The 19,366-nt window shown below is 63.9% G+C and carries 15 protein-coding genes; 4 read left to right on the plus strand and 11 right to left on the minus strand.

The features are described from left to right. Positions 1 to 18: 18 nt before the first annotated feature. On the plus strand, positions 19 to 234 hold the full coding sequence (locus LY631_RS04185) for a hypothetical protein (RefSeq protein ID WP_274423842.1): 216 nt from the start codon (positions 19 to 21) through the stop codon (positions 232 to 234). 292 nt (positions 235 to 526) lie between these two features. Here the strand turns inward: LY631_RS04185 and LY631_RS04190 are convergent, their stop codons facing one another. The 10 genes from LY631_RS04190 to LY631_RS04235 all read right to left on the minus strand — a co-directional run bounded on the left by LY631_RS04190 (position 527) and on the right by LY631_RS04235 (position 9,932). Continuing rightward, entirely contained in the window at positions 527 to 1,549 is a 1,023-nt protein-coding gene (locus LY631_RS04190) for a formate dehydrogenase subunit gamma (RefSeq protein WP_274423843.1), read from the minus strand. Positions 1,550 to 1,590: 41 nt separating this feature from the next. Beyond that, positions 1,591 to 2,187, minus strand: a complete 597-nt coding sequence (gene fdh3B, locus LY631_RS04195) for a formate dehydrogenase FDH3 subunit beta (protein WP_274423844.1) — start codon at positions 2,185 to 2,187, stop codon at positions 1,591 to 1,593. Positions 2,188 to 2,200: 13 nt separating this feature from the next. Next, on the minus strand, positions 2,201 to 5,113 hold the full coding sequence (locus LY631_RS04200) for a formate dehydrogenase subunit alpha (RefSeq protein ID WP_274423845.1): 2,913 nt from the start codon (positions 5,111 to 5,113) through the stop codon (positions 2,201 to 2,203). A 7-nt stretch (positions 5,114 to 5,120) separates the two neighbouring features. Beyond that, positions 5,121 to 5,339, minus strand: a complete 219-nt coding sequence (locus LY631_RS04205; protein ID WP_274423846.1) for a formate dehydrogenase — start codon at positions 5,337 to 5,339, stop codon at positions 5,121 to 5,123. 53 nt (positions 5,340 to 5,392) lie between these two features. Beyond that, positions 5,393 to 6,187, minus strand: coding sequence for a molecular chaperone TorD family protein (locus LY631_RS04210; RefSeq protein ID WP_274423847.1), 795 nt, complete (start codon positions 6,185 to 6,187; stop codon positions 5,393 to 5,395). A 238-nt stretch (positions 6,188 to 6,425) separates the two neighbouring features. Beyond that, the gene (locus tag LY631_RS04215) at positions 6,426 to 7,109 is read right to left on the minus strand and encodes a DUF3306 domain-containing protein (protein WP_274423848.1); all 684 of its coding nucleotides are present in this window, start codon (positions 7,107 to 7,109) and stop codon (positions 6,426 to 6,428) included. Continuing rightward, on the minus strand, positions 7,106 to 7,600 hold the full coding sequence (locus tag LY631_RS04220) for a DUF3305 domain-containing protein (RefSeq protein WP_445082830.1): 495 nt from the start codon (positions 7,598 to 7,600) through the stop codon (positions 7,106 to 7,108). The genes LY631_RS04215 and LY631_RS04220 overlap by 4 nt, the downstream gene beginning before the upstream one ends. Positions 7,601 to 7,606: 6 nt before the next feature. Beyond that, a complete protein-coding gene (locus LY631_RS04225) occupies positions 7,607 to 8,620 on the minus strand; it encodes a DUF6352 family protein (protein WP_274423849.1) in 1,014 nt (337 codons plus the stop codon). Further along, a complete protein-coding gene (locus LY631_RS04230; protein WP_274423850.1) occupies positions 8,617 to 9,162 on the minus strand; it encodes a DUF6505 family protein in 546 nt (181 codons plus the stop codon). The genes LY631_RS04225 and LY631_RS04230 overlap by 4 nt, the downstream gene beginning before the upstream one ends. Then, positions 9,153 to 9,932, minus strand: a complete 780-nt coding sequence (locus tag LY631_RS04235) for a biotin/lipoate--protein ligase family protein (RefSeq protein ID WP_338000412.1) — start codon at positions 9,930 to 9,932, stop codon at positions 9,153 to 9,155. Before LY631_RS04235 ends, LY631_RS04230 begins: the two co-directional genes overlap by 10 nt. 63 nt (positions 9,933 to 9,995) lie before the next feature. On the opposite strand from LY631_RS04235, the gene LY631_RS04240 reads away from it, so the two are divergent. Next, positions 9,996 to 12,035 carry a 4Fe-4S binding protein gene (locus LY631_RS04240; RefSeq protein WP_274423851.1) on the plus strand — a complete coding sequence of 680 codons (2,040 nt, stop codon included), beginning with the start codon at positions 9,996 to 9,998 and terminating at the stop codon, positions 12,033 to 12,035. Between the two features lie 91 nt (positions 12,036 to 12,126). Here the strand turns inward: LY631_RS04240 and LY631_RS04245 are convergent, their stop codons facing one another. After that, positions 12,127 to 13,422 carry a c-type cytochrome gene (locus LY631_RS04245; RefSeq protein WP_274423852.1) on the minus strand — a complete coding sequence of 432 codons (1,296 nt, stop codon included), beginning with the start codon at positions 13,420 to 13,422 and terminating at the stop codon, positions 12,127 to 12,129. Between the two features lie 91 nt (positions 13,423 to 13,513). On the opposite strand from LY631_RS04245, the gene LY631_RS04250 reads away from it, so the two are divergent. Further along, a complete protein-coding gene (locus LY631_RS04250) occupies positions 13,514 to 13,720 on the plus strand; it encodes a DUF6494 family protein (RefSeq protein WP_274423853.1) in 207 nt (68 codons plus the stop codon). 807 nt (positions 13,721 to 14,527) lie between these two features. Continuing rightward, a partial coding sequence (locus LY631_RS04255; protein ID WP_274423854.1) for a DUF6923 family protein occupies positions 14,528 to 19,366 on the plus strand: 4,839 nt, incomplete at its 3' end.

Consider the following 19,366-nt stretch of genomic DNA (forward strand, 5'->3'; position numbering starts at 1 on the left):
TGAAAAAGGAGAAGCCGGATGGGTATGATGTTGACGGGAATTGTCGTCGCCATCGCAATCGCGATCGGCGCCGGCTATTTCATGACTTCGGACCAGACGCCGTCATGGGAGGCCTACAGCACGCCCAGCGCGCGTGTGGGCGACCCCGGCTATAACCTCGTGGGCGCTGCCTGGACGGGAGAGCCCGACAGTGACGTCGTCGCCTCAGCGGAGCCGGAGGAGCCGTCTTCCTGATCGCGCCGGCTGTGCGCGCCAAGGCCCCCTCCTTGCAGATTCTACGGATTAGCTGCGCTAAGCCAAGAATTTCTTTTCTCCCCCGCCACGAGGGAGAAAAAGGCTGCGCCGGCCTTGCAGCAAGTCACCGGAAGTGATGATCGGCAAAGGCGCTTGTGCCTGCGCCTCTCTCCTCCATTGGCGGGGGAGGGCGCGCCCTTTTGTGCCGTAATGCTCAACAGATTCTCGTCTGCCCCGGCACCACCGCAGCCCGGCCGGGACACGGCGAATGGTTTCACCGCCGGGCGACTTGCTATTCGGCCGGTGTCGGCGGCGCGGACGGCTGAGACGGTTCGGTCCTGGCTTCCTGTTTTTCCACCCAGACGCTGTGGTGCTCCTTGGCCCAGTTGAGGTCGACGGTGCCGGAGCCCATCGCCTCGTAGGCACCTTCCATGCCGAGGGTACCGATATAGATGTGGGCGATGATGACGGCCACCATCAGCACCCCGACCGTAGCGTGGATCGTCTGTGCCAGCTGCATTCCATTCACATCGGCGTAGGAGAACGGGAACAGCATAAATATCCCCGAAACGGAAAGGGCGATGCCGCCGATGATCACCGACCAGAAAATGAGCTTCTGGCCCGCGTTGAACCGGGTAGCCGGCGGGTGCGTCCGGTTGGTCTTGTCGAACATGCCGCCGCCGACCTTGAGCCAATGGGCATCGTAGCGGTCGGGAAGATTGTCCCAGATCCACAGGATCGCCATAACGACAATGCCGAGCATGAATGCCCAGGAGAAGAAGTCGTGGGCATATTTCGACCACTGGGACCATGCGGAGAAAGCGTTGGGTCCGATCAGCGGCATCAGCAGGCGCTTGCCGAAGACGAAGTTCAATCCGGTGATGGCGAGGATGATGAAGGCGGTTGCGGTTATCCAGTGGGTCAGGCGCTCCATAGCGTTGAAGCGCAGGATCTTGACGCCGGCTTCCGGAGACCGCAGGCGAATGCGACCTCTCACAAAATAGAACAGTGTGAGCAGGAGGAGCATCCCGAGCACGGCAATGCCACCGATCCAGGGCAGGGCACCTTCGTGGTATTCACGGAAGCCCCTCCCCTGAGGCTGTTCCAGCGTCCCGGCTTTGGCGTCTGGTATGGTGACGCGGCCCTGGATCTTGTTCAGTTCCTGGAGGAGTTGCTGCTCGTTCACCGACTGGGCGGTGGGATTGCTCCCCGACGGGCCCTCCTGGGCTGCTGCCGGAGCGACGAGCAGACCGAAAGCCAGAACGATCGCGGCGAAAGCCGGCCCAATCGGCCCAAAACGCTTCAAGACCTGCATTTCTCCACCCTCCCTCGGGTCTCTGCGGGGTCGGTCCTTCGTCAGACCGTGATCGGTTCCTGGTAGGCCGTCTGCCAGCCCCATGCGCCCGAGCCGTAGCCGCGCTGCGTGACCCGCTCCTTGTAGATCGCCGCGATGATCTCGCCGTCGCCGGCAAGAAGGGACTTGGTGGAGCACATTTCGGCGCAAAGCGGCAGCTTGCCCTCGGCCAGCCGGTTGGCGCCGTATTTGGCGTACTCGACTTCGGTGGAATCGGCTTCCGGGCCACCGGCGCAGAATGTGCACTTGTCCATCTTGCCGCGCGAGCCGAAATTGCCGGTGCGCGGATATTGCGGCGCGCCGAACGGGCAGGCGTAGAAGCAGTAGCCGCACCCGATGCACAGATCCTTGGAGTGCAGCACCACCGCGTCGGTCGTCGTGTAGAAACAGTCGACCGGGCACACCGCCGCGCAGGGCGCGTCGGTGCAGTGCATGCAGGCCATCGAGACCGAGCGCTCGCCCGGCTTGCCGTCGTTGATGGTGACGACGCGGCGGCGGTTGATGCCCCACGGCACGTCGTGCTCGTTCTTGCAGGCAGTGACGCAGGCGTTGCATTCGATACAGCGGTCGGCGTCACAAAGGAATTTCATTCGGGCCATTTTTTCCTCCCACTCACGCCGCTTGGACCTGACAGAGCGTGACCTTCGGCTCCTGCATGTTTGTCACGGGATCGTATCCGTAGGTGGTGATGGTGTTGGCGCTTTCGCCGAGAACATAGGGATCGGTGCCATCGGGATAGTTGGCCCGCAGCTCCTTGCCCTCAAGCCATCCCCCGAAGTGGAACGGCATGAACGCCACCCCCTGGCCGACACGCTCCGTCACCAGCGCCTTCACCCGCGCCCGCGAATTGTTTTCGGCGCCGGTTACCCACACCCAAGTGCCGTCGGAGATGCCGCGCTCGGAGGCGTCCGCCGGGTTGATCTCCAGGAACATCTCCTGCTGCAACTCGGCCAGCCACCTGTTCGAGCGCGTCTCCTCGCCGCCGCCTTCGTATTCGACCAGCCGGCCCGAGGTGAGGATCAGCGGGAAATCCCGGGCGATGCCCTTTTCGATGGCCGCCTGCTGCACGGCGTGTCCGATGTTGGGCACACGGAACTGCATGGCATCGGGGAGGGTCGGATATTTCTCGACCAGGTCGACCCGTGGCGTATAGATCGGCTCGCGGTGGACGGGAACGGGATCGGGCAGGTTCCACGCCAACGCGCGCGCCTTGCCGTTGCCATAAGGATGGCAGCCATGGCTGAGCACGACGCGCTGGATCCCGCCCGAAAGGTCGGTCGACCAGGAGACCGCGTCGATGTCACTACCGATGGTCTCGATGACGCTAAGTTCCTCCGGCGTCAGATCGGCATCCCAGCCGAGCTTCTTCAGGACGGCCATGGTGAACTCCGGATAGCCGTCCGTGAGCTCCGAGCCTCTTGTATAGGACCCTTCCGCAAGCAGCGTCTCGCCGTCCCGCTCCACGCCGAAGCGCGCGCGGAAGGGGCTGCCGCCATCCATGACGTGCAAATCCGGATTGTAGAGGTTCGGAGTGCCGGGATGGCGCAGTTCCGGCTTGCCCCAGCATGGCCACGGCAGGCCGTAGTAGTCGCCGCCGACTTCGGGGTCGTCCTTCGGCGCGCGCAAGGTGACTAGATCGAATTTGTGCTGGTTTCTCATATGTGCCTTGAGGCGCTCTGGCGACTGACCGCAATAACCAGTCGACCAACTGCCGCGGTTCATCTCACGCAGCACATCCTCGGGCACCGGACGGTCGCCCTCGACGGCGATGTTCTTGAACATCGGCTCGGCAAGCCCGAGCTTTTGCGCCAGGCGATAGATGACCTGGTAGTCGTCCTTCTGCTCGAAGGAGGGTGCGACGATCTGCTCGCCCCATTGGATCGAGCGGTTGGAGGCGACGCGCGAGCCCGAGGTTTCGAACTGCGTGCATACCGGCAGGAGATACGTATTCTCCGTGCGTCCTGCCTGTACGGCGAGCGAGGCCCATGTGGTCGGATGCGGATCTGCGACAACCAGGAGGTCGAGCTTCGCCAGCCCCTTCACGGATTCGGGAATACGCGTGATGCTGTTGCTCGCGTGACCCTGCACGAACATGGCCCGCAGATTGTCGCTCTGCTGGATCTCGTCCTTCGGCAGCAATGTCGCATCGAACCACCGCGTCAGCGGGATGCCGGGCGTCTCCATGACCTCCTTAGAGGCGAACCGTGACAGAAGGTCCTCGTAATCGATTTCCCAGACCCGCGACCAATGGTTCCAGGCGCCTTCCGTGAGGCCGTAATAGAAGGGCAGGGTAACCACATCGAGCCCGATATCGGTGGCACCCTGCACGTTGTCGTGGCCGCGGAAAATGTTGGCGCCGGCGCCGGGTTTGCCGACATTGCCGGTGGCAAGACAAAGGATGCAGCTTGCGCGCACGTTGGCGGTGCCGACCGTGTGCTGCGTCTGGCCCATGCACCAGATCATCGTGGCCGGTTTCTGCGTGGCGAACAACTCGGCGACGCGTTTCAACTGCTCCCCGGGCACGCCGGAGATGCGCTCGACCTCGTCGGGCGGATACTTCGCCACCTCCTTGCGGATCTCGTCCATGCCGTAGACGCGCTGGGCGATGAATTCCTTGTCCTCCCAGCCATTCTCGAAGATGTGCCAGAGCATGCCCCACAGCACCGCGATGTCGGTGCCGGATCTGAGGCGCACATATTCGGTCGCGTGCGCGGCGGTGCGGGTGAAGCGCGGATCGATGACGATGAAATTGGCGTGGTTGAGCTCCTTGCCCTCCAAGAGGTGCTGCAGGGAGATGGGGTGCGCCTCCGCCGGATTGCCGCCCATGATGATGAGCGTCTTGGAGTTGCGGATGTCATTGAAGGAGTTTGTCATCGCGCCGTAGCCCCAGGTGTTGGCTACGCCGGAGACGGTCGTCGAATGGCAGATGCGCGCCTGGTGATCCTGGTTGTTGGTTCCCCACAAGGCGGCAAGCTTGCGGAACAGGTAGGTGCCTTCGTTGGAGAACTTGGCCGAGCCCATCCAGTAGACGGAATCCGGCCCCGAGGCCTCGCGGAGCTCCATCATCTTGTCGCCGATCTCGCCGATCGCCTCGTTCCAAGAGACACGGGTCCACTGACCGTCGATGAGCTTGAGCGGGTACTTGAGCTTGCGGTCGCTGTGTACGAGTTCGCGTACGGCTGCGCCCTTGGCGCAGTGGGAGCCGCGGTTGATCGGGCTGTCCCAGGAGGGTTCCTGGCCGGTCCACACACCGTTCTGGACTTCCGCGGTCACCGTGCAGCCGACCGCGCAATGGGTACAGATGCTCTTCTTGAGCTCGATGGGCACGCCGGGCTGAGGCGGGCTGATCGCCTCCGCCTTCCGAACGGAGCCGAGCTGGAACGAGCCGATCGCGGCCAATCCGCCGACGGTGAGACCGGAGCGCCGCAGGAAGGTCCGCCGGTCGATGGGAGCCGCACCGCCCGCGCCCAGCAGCGACTGCAGTTTCGTTTGGCCAGCTTGGCCGTTCTTCCGTTTCGTCAGCATGGCAGCCTCACTTGTCCAGCGTCTCGTAGCCGTTCACGCGGTAGAAGGCCTTGACGTGATCGGTTTCCTGATAGCGGGGCCCTGTCTCCTCCTCGCCGGGATCGTAGGCCAGTGCCTCGCTCGGGGTGAACGTTGCGGCGGCCGTGGCGACGGCGACGGTGGATGCGCCGCTGAATGCACGAAGGAAATTGCGGCGGTTGATCGCCGTCCGTTGCTTGTCGTGCATTCTACTTCCTCCCATGCGGTCGTCCGGCTCGACACCCGTCTTCCTGTTGATCCTTACGCGCTGCGGCGCGTCTCCATGGCGAAGCCTTCGGCTTCTATGTCTATGAACAGTCGTCCCACAGTGCCGACGGCCCGGTAGAACCGCGCTGCGTTCGCATTTTCGAGATCGGCGAAGAAGTGTCCTGCCCATGGTGCTATGTGGCGCTCGAAGAAGTCGTGCTCTTCGACGAGGGACGCTTCGAAGCGACCGCCGGCCAGACCGCTCATGATCTCGCACAGGGTGCCGAGATGGTCCTCCGGGTCGCAATGGCCCTCGGCGCGCTCCAGGCCGAGACGCATGAGATCCTCGCGCAAGCGGGCAAGCGGCCGTTCGTTCAGGAACCCTGTCAGGTAATACGATGCATAGGGCAGCAACTCGCCGCGTCCGACCCCCTCGAAGAGGTCGAAATATTCGCGTCTGAGCGCCTCGGGCGAAACCATGTTCGCCGCCTGCGCAAGCGCGATATGCGCCACGCCGAGCGGCGTATCAGTACCTTGGAACTGCGACAGAACTGCAAGGGATGCCGCATTCGGGGCGCGCAGGAGAAGGGAGCCGAGCAGGGCGTATTCCTGGGTGCGCGCCATATCGACTTCGTCGACTCCCGCGCCACTTCCAGCCTGTTCGGGGTAAAGATCGGGACGCAGGATTGTCCGCCCGACACCGGTCACGGCCTCGACTTCGAGCACATGCTCGGCGGGGATTGTTTGCCAAGTCGACACGGAAGACGGAGTCAACCCGAGCGCTTGCGCAAATGCGCCGACGCCACCCGCCTTCCTGATCGCTTCCTCCAGACCTGAGACCATGTCCATGTCACGACCTTGACGGCGCGCCCCTTTATGGAGTCGCCATCCAACCGGTAGTAAAAACCTACATCGATGTGATTGCAAGGCTCAAATGAGAGTGCTGCAACTAGAACATAAGTTTTTTACAGTGATGGCGGCTATTTTTCCGGCAAAACGTACGGTTGGCAACGGATGCATCGCTGCAATGTACAGAAAAGCCAAAGTTGACATTAATAGTCAAATTTATTCTTGCTGATTGACTTGCTTACCGCGGCAATGCGCCGCCATGGCGCGGGCGCGCCGATGCTTCTTGTGATCCTGCAGGTGGGTCCTCGGGCGGCGACGCCTCCGCAACTTCTTTTTGCGAAAAGCCGGGTTGCAGAGCTTCCGGCCGGTCCGCAGGCTGGGCCGTTTCGGCTGGAGCCGAGGCCTCCGCCGCCCTGTCCGGCGGGGCGGCCGTCTCCGGATCGGAGGGGACAAGAGCTTCCTGTTTCGGCGGCGTTTCCGGCTCTTCCGCCGCATCTTGCGGGTCGGAGCCGCCCACCTTCGACAGGAAATTAACCACCGACTTGCCCGCCTCCAGAGGACCGAAACCCGGCATGGAGCCCGGCTTGTTAAAATCCCAGGCATATTCGGCGGGACCGACATAGTCGCGGATCACAGGATCGAGCGACCACATCTGCCTGAGTGCCGTGTTCCTTAGCGCCGCCGGCACTCCTTTGCGCAGGAAAACTGCAAGATCGCTCTCCGGTGTAAGGTCTTCGAGACGGGGCAGGGGCTCCGGAGGCTCGGCAGCGTCGGGCACCGTTGCGGGGATTTGGGTTTCGACCCGCTCTTCTTCCTTGGGGGCCGCGTCCCTTGCCTCATCCGGGGCGGGAGCCTCGGCCTTCCGCGCCGCCTGCTTTCGGCGGGACCAGCGGGCGAGGGGATTGTCGTCGCGGCTGGTCATTTGCCTGGGATCTTTCTTGCCATGGCCTCGATATCGGGCCGGTCGCGCTTGCGTTTGACGAAGGGGCGCTCGACGTGATGCGCCGCGACGAAGGCGGCCAGCCGCTTTTCGATCTCGGGCGGCATTGGAACGGCCTCGACGATATCGGTGCCGGGCTCCGTCCGCGCTTCGGCTTCGGACGGGTCGGCGGTCACGAGGTGGAGCGCGACGCCGGGCGGCGTGCGGGAAGGGCGGAGCGAGATCCAGAGACTCGGCTGCCTCGAATGCAGATTGTCACGATACATTCCGGTCTCGGACGCGAATAGTTGAAGCTGGAAGGCGCCGGCGAAATAGCGCGTTGCCTCGGGGGTTTCGCTGAGCACTGTCCAGGGCGCGGCGACCGGCGCGCCGGCCAGCACCGCGACAGGCACCCAGGCATGATCGGCCCATGGATTTTTCAGGACCCGCCGCTCGACGATCACCCCGACTTCCGTCACGTCTGTTATCATCATCGTTCCTCAACTCGCCGGTGCGGCAACCCGGTAGGGCAATCCGGCGATCAGATTCTGCGGCTTCACGCGGATAGTCCGGTCCGGCATCATCGCCAGGATCAGCCAGACGGGGCGCGTTCCAACCTCGGGGATCACTTCGCGCGTGTCGGAGAAGGCGAGCCGGAACAGTGCGATGACGCGCTCCGCCGGCTCGGATTCGAGCTCGTGCCCGTTCCAGAGCGTGTTGCCGATCCGGGTGGCCTCGGCATCGAGACCGACGAACCAGGTCCAGCTCTCGTCCTCGATCCGGTCGACCAGCTCGATCTCCACCTCGACAGCGAGGAGATGACGTATCCAGGCGGCCATCGCGGTCGCGAGGCCGCGGCGCGCCAGACCGTCGCCGCCGAGATTGAGCACCATGTCGAAGGCGTCGCTCCGGGCAAAGTAACCCGCCGCGTTCGCCTCATCCAGGATGTCGAGCTCGGTGACGGCAGGACCGCCAAGCATGTTGAGGAGTGGCGAGGCGTGGCGGTTCTGCTCGTGCAGTTCGACCGCTTCGGCGTCGGCAAGGAGCACCGTTCCCTCATGGAACGTTACGCGCTGGGGACGGAAGAACAGTTCTGCGGCGCGCAGGACAAAAGGGTCCTGCTCGCCGTCGAGCGCATTGCGCAGCACCACTTGGGCGAGCTGGTTCATGAAGAGCGGCGGGGTATTTTCTGCCGAGCCGCGCACCAGCTTCAGGTAGGCCGCTTCAAGGCTGGGTGCGGAAAGCAGGAGGTCGCGGAAGGCGATCATGAACGTCCAGTTCTCGCGCGCGTCCGCGTCCTCCATCGCAGCGATCTCGTCACCGGTCACCGGCCGGCGTGGATGGTGCATCAAGAGCTCGTGATGCAGCCGCAGCTCCGCCTCGCAGGCATTTTCGGGCGGCAGCAGCTCCGGCCGCGCGAGATAGGCCTTCAGAAACGCATCGGTGACGAGCAGCCGCCCCGCCTCGTCCCGGTCGAGAAGATGATGTCCGGATGCCACCCAGAAATCCTTCATTTTCGCTCCCTTGCCATGGCGTGGAGATCAATGTCGTCGAGTTGCATCTCCTCCTCCTCTTCGACCTCGATGACGCGGAAGGCGTTGATGGGCTCGAGCCGGCTGGCGTTCCGGTGCAGGGTGCGGAATTTCTCCCGTATACCGTCCCCCTCGCTCGTCCGCTGAATCCCGAGGAGCGTGTTCGGCGGATGATCGCAAAGCGACTGGGCGAAGTCGATTTCCTCCTCGGCTGCCGCGCGTGCGCGGTCCATGTCGGGCGCGCCGCAGTGGGTAACGAGTTGCTCCGACAGCCGCTCGACAGCCGCAGCGTGCTCTCCGGCGCTCGCTTCCGTCACGAGGGCGAGAGTGGACCAGCCGAAACTCTTGATGCCTAGGAAGCCAGCGCGGAAAGCTTGCCGCTCCTTTCCTATAAGGCCGCCCGTATCGACGCCGAAGAACAGGAAAGTGCCAGTCACCGCCCATTCTCCCGGCTCCGCCGCGCGGTTGTAGACGAAGGTGTCCGACGGATCGAGCCGGATCGTCCGAGGCAATTTTATAGCCATGGTGCCCCCATAGCCGGATCGAGCCAGGAAGGTGTGGCAAGTGCGGTTCTCAGGTTCCGCCGTTTGGCGGGTTGCAGTTCGGCCGCCCGGAAGAGCAGGAGGTCTCCGTTGCCGGCCAGCCGAACGCGTTGGTTCTCCTTCCGGGGCAGGCGGTCGAGCCAGCCCTTGGCGACCGGTGCGAAGCCGGCCTCGCTCCATTCGTGAAAGCCGTGCATGAGGTGCCGGGCAAAGCTCGCGACGATCTCGCCAGCATCGAGCATCTCGAAGCCCACTTCCTCCAGCGCTCCGTTATGTGGCCGGGCACCGGGCTCGACGGCGCGCAGCGCCACGGTTCGGATCATGCCGGAAAAGACAAGCCAGGGTGGGACTTCGTTCTCGCGCACTCCCTCGGGCCAGCCAAGCCGGCATCCTCCGACGAGCACGCCGTCGATGCGGATCGTGTCCGGCCAGTCGAAGGTGATCGGCTTTTCCGGCGGAGCGTGGACGGCGAGCGCATCGGCGAGCGCATTTGCGCCGATATAGAGGGCGCGGCGCGCTTCCGCGAGCGGTTCCTCGGGCTCGAGGACGACGGCGAACTCGGCCAGGTCGTAGCGGCGTACCCACACGAGCGTGCCGGCGCCCTGGTTGCCGGCGATGGCGCAGGCATATGCGAAGGCGTCTCCGGCCTCACGCAGCGGGACGAGGTTGTAGGGTGGGGGCAGATCGATGGCCCGGTCGGTGACGGATGGGCGCAAGGGCATTTCGAACCATATGTTGATGACTGCGGCCAACCATTATAATACTTCTAAAGTGGCAACGCTACCGATGGGCGGCGGTGCACGACGGGAGTTGAAATGACCCTAGAAAAACGGCGCAAGGTTCTGGTCTGTTCCTGCGAAGCGAGCATGCCGGACTATGGCGACAGCGTCGAGCGCGGGTGCCGGGGCGCCGAGGTCGAAACGGGAAATCAGTTCTGTGGCGCCGAGCTCGACCGGGTGCGCGCCTTCCTGGGCGGCACCGACGCGGTGACGATCGGCTGCACCCAGCAGGCGCCGCTCTTCAGGGAGGTCGTCGAAGATCTCGGCTTCGCTGGCAAACTGGCGTTCGCGAACATCCGCGAGACGGCTGGCTGGGCCGAGACCGCGGCGCAGGCCGGGCCGAAGGCTGCCGCCCTCATGGCCATGGCCGCCGAGCCCGCCGAGGCGCCGGCGCTCGTGACACTTTCCAGCCGGGGCGTGATCCTGATCTATGGCCGTGACGAGACGGCAATCGAGGCGGGGCGGCAGCTTGCCGACAAGCTCGACGTGACCGTCATCCTGTCACGGCCGGGCGAGGTGATCCCGCACCGGGTGTGGGATTTTCCCGTGGCGAAGGGGACGATCCGCAATGCGCACGGCCATCTCGGGGCCTTCGAGCTGACGGTGGACGATTTCGCCGTGCCGTCGCCCTCCTCGCGGGAGAAGCTGCAGTTCGGGCAAGCGCGCAACGGTGCGGTCTCGCAAGCTGACATCGTGCTCGACCTCTCCGGGCAAACGCCGCTTTTCCCGGCCCATGAATTGCGCGACGGCTATATCCGGGTCGATCCCGGCGACCGAGCGTCCATTGCCGAGGCGATCTGGAAGGCCGCCGACCTGGTCGGTGAGTTCGACAAACCGCGCTTCATCGACTTCTCCGATTCCCTGTGCGCCCATTCGCGGTCGCGTATCACGGGCTGCACGCGTTGCCTCGACCTGTGCCCGACGGGCGCTATTGCGCCGGCTGGCGATCACGTTGCGATCGACGCGGAAGTCTGTGCCGGGTGCGGCAACTGCGCGGCCGTCTGCCCGACCGGTGCCGCCGCTTACGCTTTGCCTGCCGCCGACGCGCTTCTGCGGCGGGTTCGCACACTTCTCCTCACCTACCGAAATGCGGGAGGTCATGAACCGGTCGTGCTGTTCCACGATACCCGCCACGGTGAGCCACTGATCGACGCGCTCGCCCGTTTCGGGCCCGGACTCCCGGCCAAGGTCCTGCCGGTGGCGGTGAACGAGATCACGCAACTGGGCATTGACGCCTGGGCCGCTTCCGTGGCGTGGGGCGCCTCCGCAGTCAGGGCGCTCGGCCCCGCCAAGCCGAAACACGATTTGGCGGGTCTTGCGGCAAACATCACAATCGCGAACCTGCTGACCTGTTCTCTCGGCTATGGCTCCGAGGTCTGCGAATTGATTGAAGCCGACGATCCCGACATCCTTCGCTCTGCGCTCGACCGGGTGATCCCAGGCATCCCTTCGCCACAGCCGGCGACATTCCTGCCTGTCGGCAACAAACGGAACCTCCTGAGAACCACGATGGTCGAGCTGCATCGAGCCGCGCCGACGCCAGCCGACCGTGTGACGCTGCCGGCCGGCGCTCCTTTCGGAAGCCTTGACGTCGACACAGACGGGTGCACGCTGTGCCTTTCATGTGTTTCGGCCTGTCCGACAGGTGCGCTCTCCGACAGCGAGGACAAGCCGGCCCTCTATTTCGCCGAGAGCGCCTGCGTGCAATGCGGGCTTTGCGCGGCGACCTGCCCGGAGGACGTGATCCGGCTTACGCCGCAACTCGATTTTGAGGCATGGAGGGCGCCGCGCCGGTTGGTGAAGGAGGAAGAGCCCTACTGCTGCATCCGCTGCGGCAAGCCGTTCGGCACGAAGAGCACGGTCGAGCGCATCGTTGCTACGCTCGAAGACAAGCACTGGATGTTTGCGGGCGAGAACGCGCGGCGAATCGACGTGGTGCGGATGTGCGACAATTGCCGGGTCGAGGCGGTGACCAACGAAGGGTTCGATCCCTATGCCAGCCCCGCTCGGCCAGCGCCACGCACGACGGAGGATTATTTGCGCGACCGCGAGTCGCGTGGCGACAAGCCGGGCTAGCCCGTTCTAACTAACGGTCCTTGGCTTTGATCGTTTTGTCTATGAACATCGAGTCACCACCATGGTCAAAGATAAGTGCTGCTGGTGCTAGTCAGCCCCCAGTCTCCCTTTGAAGAAAGCGGATGAGGGCGGCGCGGGTTTGGTCGTTGCTGATCGTCTGTTCCGGCATCTTGGTGCCGGGCGTGTAGATGCTCGGTCCCACCTCGAAAAGCTCCGACACCGTTTCCGGCGTCCAGACGATGTCCATGTCACGCAGCGCCTGCGAATATCGATAGCCCGGGACGGAGGCGATCCTGCGGCCGAAGATGCCGTGAAGAGTGGGCCCAGCGCGGTTGCCGTCTTCCGGGTCGAGCGTGTGACAGGCGACGCAGGCGCGGAAGGCTTCCGCCCCTGGATCACCGGCGAATTCGGCCAGCGGATCGGTCTCGCCGGCAGCGACCGTGCCGATAGACTCGCCGGTTTCGACGTTCCATTGGCGCACGACGCGGTCCGCACCGCCGGTCAGGAGCGTCTCGCCGTCCGGCGTGAAGGTAAGGGACCAGACCGGGGGGCTGTTCAGTTCGTGCACGGGCGCGAGGTCTGACGTATTAAGAAGGACAATGGCGCTTCGGATGTCGGCGGTAGCAAGATGTTTCCCGTCCGGCGAAGCAGCAAGCGCGACCACGGGGGCCCGGGCGACACGCGCTTCGGATAGAATCGTGCCGTCGCGGTCGAGCAGGCGCACCGTTCCGTCGGCCCCGCCGAGAGCGAGACGGTCCCCGGGCAGTGCCGCGAGCGTGTTGAGCGGGGTGGGCAGGGTCACGCGCACCGGCGCCGCGCCGGCGTCATGCGGCCAGAAAATTAGTTTGGCGTCGTATCCCGCGCTGACGGGCGTGCCGTCAGAGAGGAAGGTCACCGCATTGACATTTCCCTCATGGCCATCGAGCACGCGCGCATCTCCTCCCGCAAGCGGCCAGAGCCGGACAGTGGTGTCCCAGGAGGCGGAGGCGAGGGTGGATCCGTCGGGCGAGACTGCGAGCGCCGTGACGAGTGCGGTATGCCCTTGGAGCACGCGGGCCGGGGCGTCCCGGCCCGGCTCCCAGATCGCAACGCGTGAATCCGCGCCGGCGGTGGCGAAGCGGCCGTCGGGCAGGACCGCGACGGCATTCACCTCGTCGCCGTGGAAAAGCAGCACCCGGCGCGCTTCGCCGGTCTCGAGCGACCAGACGATTGCTCTCGCGTCAAAGCTGCCGGTGATCGCGGCCGTTCCCTCCGGCGCCACCGCGATCGCCCGCACCGGGCCACCATGGCCTCTGAGTTCCATCCCGTCCGCCGCCGTGCTGAGCAAGAGGAGGGCGGCCGCCAGGAAGCGTGGAGCGCGTCTCATATGCATTGCGTAGCGAATCATTCCGTGTTCCGCTAGCCAGGCAACTTTGCAAAGCTACCTAAAAACAGATCAACCCGACGGTTCTACCGTCCCAGACTATGGAGGCAAATCTATGACCCGGAACATGGAAGTCGATCCCTTCAACGTATCCATGCGCAAATTCCTTAAGCAGGTCGGCGTGACCTCCCAGCAAGCGATCGAGAAGGCGGTCGGGGAGGCAGGATTGCAGGGCAAGGGAACCCTGACCGTGAAGGCCGTGATCACGGCCGAGGGCACTCACTTGAACCATGTGGTGGAAGGCGAAATCGATCTCGGCTGATCGCCAGGGCTATACCGCACCATGGCCTTTCCGGGCGGAGAACCGAAGGTTAGGTGTAGAAGCGGATCTTTCCCGGAGTTGCGTCATATCCCGTGAGTTCGGCAGCGCGGCTGTCAAGGCCGCCTTGGCCTAGGAAGGTGATTAACGCCTGGAGCGACGGCTGGAATAGGTCCGCCGGCGCATCATGACATCGAGCTTCTCCTATAGCAACGGCACGATTTCGAGGCCGGCTGCTTGCGCTGCCGCGCGGGGCGCAACCCCGCAATCGGCTTGGCCGCTGCGGATCGCTTCTGTAAGGTCCTGGCCCACTTGGTCCGGCGATTCAGTGGGCGCGGTGGCAAAGCCGCAAGCACAATGAATGGGCGCTCGCCATCCGGGACGCTTTGGCTCCCGCCGGCTTCTCCCCAACAGACGAAGCCCTGCATTTTTGCTCGGCTTTCCGGAGGCCACGTCGCGCATTTTGACTCGCGCGCTTGGATCGTGACTGCGCATTGCCAAGGAGTCGGTGAAGTCGCGGTTTTAACCCAATTGTCTGTTTCACGTTCGAAATGAGAAACCAGAAGTTGTGGCAAATTAGTCACATTGTTCTCCGTAGTTCCTATTGGTTCAACCTCCTCGTTATTATTTGAAAAAGAAATTAGTTTCCTGAAATACAGAAGCGGCGGCAATATGCCCCATTTTACCCTCGAATCATCCGGTGCTTCTGGTCACCTTGCCGAGCACTGACGCAGCGCGATGTATTCCAGTGAATGCAGAGCGGTGCTCCGGCGGCACGGAACCGGATGACATGTATACGAGGGGGCGTACATGCATCGATCGGTTCTACTTTCCGCAGTGCGATATCCAGCCAGGCTGGTCAGTTTCGCGGCGCTGATGTTCCTTGCCGCCACGGCGTTTCTGGCAGGGGGGACTTCGGCTTCCCGGGCGCAGACGCAGACCCCCTTCGCCGCCTGTACGTCGACCATGTATCTATCGATCGGCGCCAATCCGACGCAGCTCCACAGCGTCGACACGAGCACCAACCCGTTCACCTTTCCGACCATCGGCTCGCCGGATAACCCCGGTTACAACGGCATTGGCTACAATCCCACCGACAACTTTATCTACTCGTCGATTTGGGATCCGGATGCCGCGGGCGGTGCCGGCAGGCACATTCTTCAGCGTATCGACAGCAATGGTGTCGTGCGGGAATTCGGTGTCATCGCAGGCGGGGGAATCAACACCGATGCCGCGCCCGCCGGGGGCGTTGATAATTATCGACGGTGGATCGCCTCTGGCACGTTCGGGACGGACGGCTTCCTCTACCTCAAGCATAACCAGCCCACGGACAGGATGTGGCGCGTCGACGTGTCGGATCCGAACTCGCCGACGGCGACGGCTATAGTCCTTGACGAGGTCATCACCCAAGGGGATATCTCCTGGCACAACGGACTGATTTACGCGGCCAACCACGACGACGGTTATCTTTATTCAATCGATCCCGACACGGGAGACGTGGACCCGGTTGGCCTCACGGGCCTCGGCGCTGGTAGTGACACCTTCGGGTCGATGATCAGCGCCACCAACGGCATTTTCGGCCGTCTCAATACCGGAGGCTTCTACCAATTCGATCCCGTGTCGGGCGATGCGACTCTAATATCCGATTCGCCGTCGGACGGCGGTGACGGCGCCAAGTGCCCCACGACGGCGGTGCTGCTCGACGCCGACCTCGAGATCGACAAGGACGACAGTTCGGAGACATACGATCGCGGCGGCGAGGTGGAGTACACCATCCTCGTCAGCAATAATGGCCCCTTCGGCGTCCAAAATGCGCTCGTCAATGACGCGCTCCCCGATGGCATCACCAGCGCGACGTGGACCTGCGACAGCCCGACGAACGGCGCCGTCTGCAACGTGGCCAACGGCACCGGCGATATTGTCGACGCGGCAGTGAACCTGCCCGCTGAGTCTTCAGTCACCTTTACCCTGACCATGGACGTGCCGCTGAACTTCAGCGGCGAACTCACCAACACCGCCACGGTGACAAACCCCGAGGGGTTCTCCGATCCGACCCCGGCCAACAATACCGATTCTGACACCGACATCGCCGCCCCGCTTCTCACGCTCGAGAAGCAGGTGACGAACGACGACGGCGGCACGTTGACCACCGTGGATTTCATGCTGAGCGCCGACGGCCCGGAGACCATCTCCGGTGTCAGCGGCAGCGCCGACGTGACGGATGCTGCGGTGCCGGCGGGCACCTATACGCTGAGCGAGACGAACCAGCCGGGCTATACGGCGAGCGACTACAGCTGCGTGGTCGACGGCGGCGCGCCGGTTTCCGGCAACGCGATCACGCTCGACAACGAGCAGGTCGCCGTCTGCACGATCACCAATGATGATGAGCCGGGGACGCTAACGCTGCGCAAAACGCTCGTCAACAATGATGGCGGCATTGCCGGAGTGGAGGACTTCATCCTGACGGCATCGGGTCCGGCCAACATCTCCGGCCCGACGGGCGATCCCGCGGTGACGGATGCGGTCATCCCGGCAGGCAGCTACGCCCTCGGCGAGACTGGTCCGGCCGGCTACACCGCCGGCACCTATCGCTGCGCCATCGACGGCGGTGCGCCGGTGGCCAGCAACAGCCTGAACCTGGGCAGCGGGCAGAGCGCCGTCTGTACCATCACCAACGACGACATCCCGCCCGACGTTTCGATCAACAAGGCGCTGGTCGACGAGAGCATCGCTGACGATGTCTTCCCGCAGGACGGCGAGTTCCTTACCTACGAGATCACGCTCACCAACACGGGCGGCACGGCGTCGAACTACGAGATCGCCGACATTCTGGACGGCAATGTCGTGTTCCAGAACGCCTCCCACGGCGGCACGCTCGCCGGCAACGAGGTGCAGTGGACGCTGACCGTGCCGGCGCAGGACGGGGGTGTTCCGGGCACCATGGTGCTTCAGGTGGTGGTGCAGGTCATCAACCCGCTGCCCCCTGGCGAGCAGGTGGTCAACAGCGCCAAGACGCCCACAGAGCCGCCCCCACCCTGCCCGTCGGCACAATGCGTGGTCCTCCCGCCGCCACCCTTCGTCGAAAGCGAGAAGCAGCTCGTTGCCGAGGGTGGCAGCACGGCCGGCGTTGCCGAACCCGGCGAGCAGCTCACCTACCAGATCACACTGCGCAATTCGGGCAGCACCACATCGGACTATGATCATCGCGACCTGCTCGACCCGAACACGAATTTCGTCTCGGCCGACAGTAGTGGCGCGCATTCGGGCGGCAGCCCCGGCGGCCAGGTGGACTGGACGGACCTGACAGTCCCCGGCGGCACGCCCACTACGCCCGGCGTCCTCACGCTCGAGGTGGTCGTCACGGTGGTCGACCCGATACCCGGCGGCGTGTCGCGCCTCACCAATATCGCCTACGACCCGACAAAGCCCGAGCCCGAATGTCCGGCGCCGCAATGCGTCACCACTCCGGTGCCGGGGGTGGTCGATAAGGAAAAGCTCCTCATATCCGAAGACGGATCACGGCCGGGCGTGGCCGAGCCCGGAGAGCGGCTAACGTACGAAATCACACTCACCAATTCGGGTGGCCCGGTAACCGGTTACGAGATCGAGGACCGGCTCGATCCCAACACCGATTTCATCTCCGCCTCAGATGGCGGCACGGAAAGTGGCGGCACGGTCACGTGGAGTGGGCTTGCCATCGACGCGTATAGCGGAACAACGCCGGGTGAGCGCGTCCTAACCGTCGTGGTGGAAGTCCATGACCCACTGGACCCAGGCGTGGTGCAACTCACCAATATCGTCGGCGAGCCCGGCGAAACGGTGGACTGCCAGCAAGCTCCGCAACAATGCGTGACAACCCAGACGGCCCCGCAGATCACCAAGTTAAAGGAGCTGGTAAACGAGAGCGGTACCATGGGTGACGTCGCCGAACCCGGTGAGACACTCACCTACCGCATCACGGTGACCAATGAGGGCGGGGCCGACCCGGCCTACCAGGTTCAGGACTTGCTGGACCCCAACACCACCTTCACCGGTGCCGATAATGGCGGCCAACTGATGGGCGATCACGTTGCCTGGACGCTTGACGTGCCTGCCCATGACGGGACCAATCCCGGCGTGCGCGTGGTGACGGTCACGGTAAGGGTGGACGATCCGATCGCCGAGGGCGTCACGCAGCTTACCAATATCGCCCGTGAGCCAGGCGAGACCATCGATTGCCAAGTCACGCCGACGCCGCCGGAATGCGTAATCACGCAAACCGGTCCGAACGTATCGTCTCAAAAGCTTCTCGTAGCCGAAAACGGCTCGACCAACGGTCTGGCCGAGCCGCGCGAGGAACTGATCTATGAGATCACCCTTACAAATACGGGCGGCGTAGCGCATTCCAATTACGGCCTGATCGATGCGTACGGCTCCAACGTCACCGTCGTCAATGCCGGCGGCGGCACCGACGAGGGCAGTTGGATCCGCTGGAGCGGCTTGACGGTTCCGCCGCAGACCGGCGGCACGCCCGGCACGCTGGTCCTGACGGTCGTTACCCGAGTCAACGATCCCCTGCCATCGGGCATCACGAGGCTTCGCAACATCATCAAGCGCGATCCCACGGATCCAGACCCCGAATGCCCCTCGGCGCAATGCGTGGATATTTCCACCACCGCCAACATCACGCCGGTGAAGCGGCTGGTGTCGGAGGACGGCAGCGTCGCCGGCATCGCCGAGCCAGGGGAGCAGCTGACATATGAAATCACACTGACGAACGAAGCCGGCTCAACCAATGACTACGCTGTCGAGGACGTTCTCGACCCGAACATGGTGTTCGTCTCCGCGGACAATGGCGGCGTGCATTCGGGTGGTAGTTCCAGCGGAGTCGTGGATTGGTCAGGGCTTCATGTACCGGGCCACGACGGGACGAACCCTGGAGTGCTCGTGCTCACCGCCGTCGTCGAGGTGATCGACCCGCTGCCCGACGACGCGGTCTCCCTCAGAAACATCATTCGAGAGCCTGGCGGAGCCGACCCCGACTGCCCATCGGACCAGTGCGTGACGCTTGAGCCGCAAAAGCCCGCGCTGACGCTGCTCAAGGAGGGCGCCTACGAGGACTCCGACGGCAACGGCTTCGCCAATCCGGGCGATACGATCCGCTACAGCTTCACGGTGACCAATACGGGCAACGTGCCGCTGTCGGATGTCGTGCCGCAGGATGATGGGCCGCTCTTCGGCGATATCGATGGCGGCGGCACACTGTCCGACTTCGCGCCTTCCGCCGCGACACTCCAGCCCGGCGAAGAGAGGAAGTTTACGGCCAGCTACACCCTGGCAGAACTGGACATAGATGCGGCAGCGGGTGTCGAGAACAATGTCGAGAACACGGCGACGGCGGTTGGCTATGCGAACGGGACGCGGGTGAACGGCACCCCCGTCGAATCGGAAGAGAGCGTGACCGTGCTCTCCCTGCCGGCGGCTGCGAGCGATGTTTCGGTGATCAAGGTTGCGGGCCTGCGGGCGATCCGCCGTGGTGAGCAGGTGCCGTTCACGATCCGGGTGACGAACAATGCCGGCTCGCTCACCGAAGGACTGACGGTGATCGACACCATGCCGTCCGGTTTCCGCTACGTGGAAGGCTCCGCGACCATCGATGACGACACCGTC

This window comes from Chelativorans sp. YIM 93263 (genome assembly GCF_028767125.1).
GTDB lineage: Bacteria > Pseudomonadota > Alphaproteobacteria > Rhizobiales > Rhizobiaceae > Chelativorans.

Bases quoted from the DNA above. Each gene is read 5' to 3' on its own strand.
- fdh3B (WP_274423844.1), bottom strand. From the start codon at position 2,187: ATGGCCCGAATGAAATTCCTTTGTGACGCCGACCGCTGTATCGAATGC.
- LY631_RS04190 (WP_274423843.1), bottom strand. From the start codon at position 1,549: ATGCAGGTCTTGAAGCGTTTTGGGCCGATTGGGCCGGCTTTCGCCGCG.
- LY631_RS04230 (WP_274423850.1), bottom strand. From the start codon at position 9,162: ATGGCTATAAAATTGCCTCGGACGATCCGGCTCGATCCGTCGGACACC.
- LY631_RS04210 (WP_274423847.1), bottom strand. From the start codon at position 6,187: ATGGACATGGTCTCAGGTCTGGAGGAAGCGATCAGGAAGGCGGGTGGC.
- LY631_RS04240 (WP_274423851.1), top strand. From the start codon at position 9,996: ATGACCCTAGAAAAACGGCGCAAGGTTCTGGTCTGTTCCTGCGAAGCG.
- LY631_RS04220 (WP_445082830.1), bottom strand. From the start codon at position 7,600: ATGATGATAACAGACGTGACGGAAGTCGGGGTGATCGTCGAGCGGCGG.
- LY631_RS04225 (WP_274423849.1), bottom strand. From the start codon at position 8,620: ATGAAGGATTTCTGGGTGGCATCCGGACATCATCTTCTCGACCGGGAC.
- LY631_RS04185 (WP_274423842.1), top strand. From the start codon at position 19: ATGGGTATGATGTTGACGGGAATTGTCGTCGCCATCGCAATCGCGATC.
- LY631_RS04205 (WP_274423846.1), bottom strand. From the start codon at position 5,339: ATGCACGACAAGCAACGGACGGCGATCAACCGCCGCAATTTCCTTCGT.
- LY631_RS04215 (WP_274423848.1), bottom strand. From the start codon at position 7,109: ATGACCAGCCGCGACGACAATCCCCTCGCCCGCTGGTCCCGCCGAAAG.
- LY631_RS04250 (WP_274423853.1), top strand. From the start codon at position 13,514: ATGACCCGGAACATGGAAGTCGATCCCTTCAACGTATCCATGCGCAAA.
- LY631_RS04245 (WP_274423852.1), bottom strand. From the start codon at position 13,422: ATGATTCGCTACGCAATGCATATGAGACGCGCTCCACGCTTCCTGGCG.
- LY631_RS04200 (WP_274423845.1), bottom strand. From the start codon at position 5,113: ATGCTGACGAAACGGAAGAACGGCCAAGCTGGCCAAACGAAACTGCAG.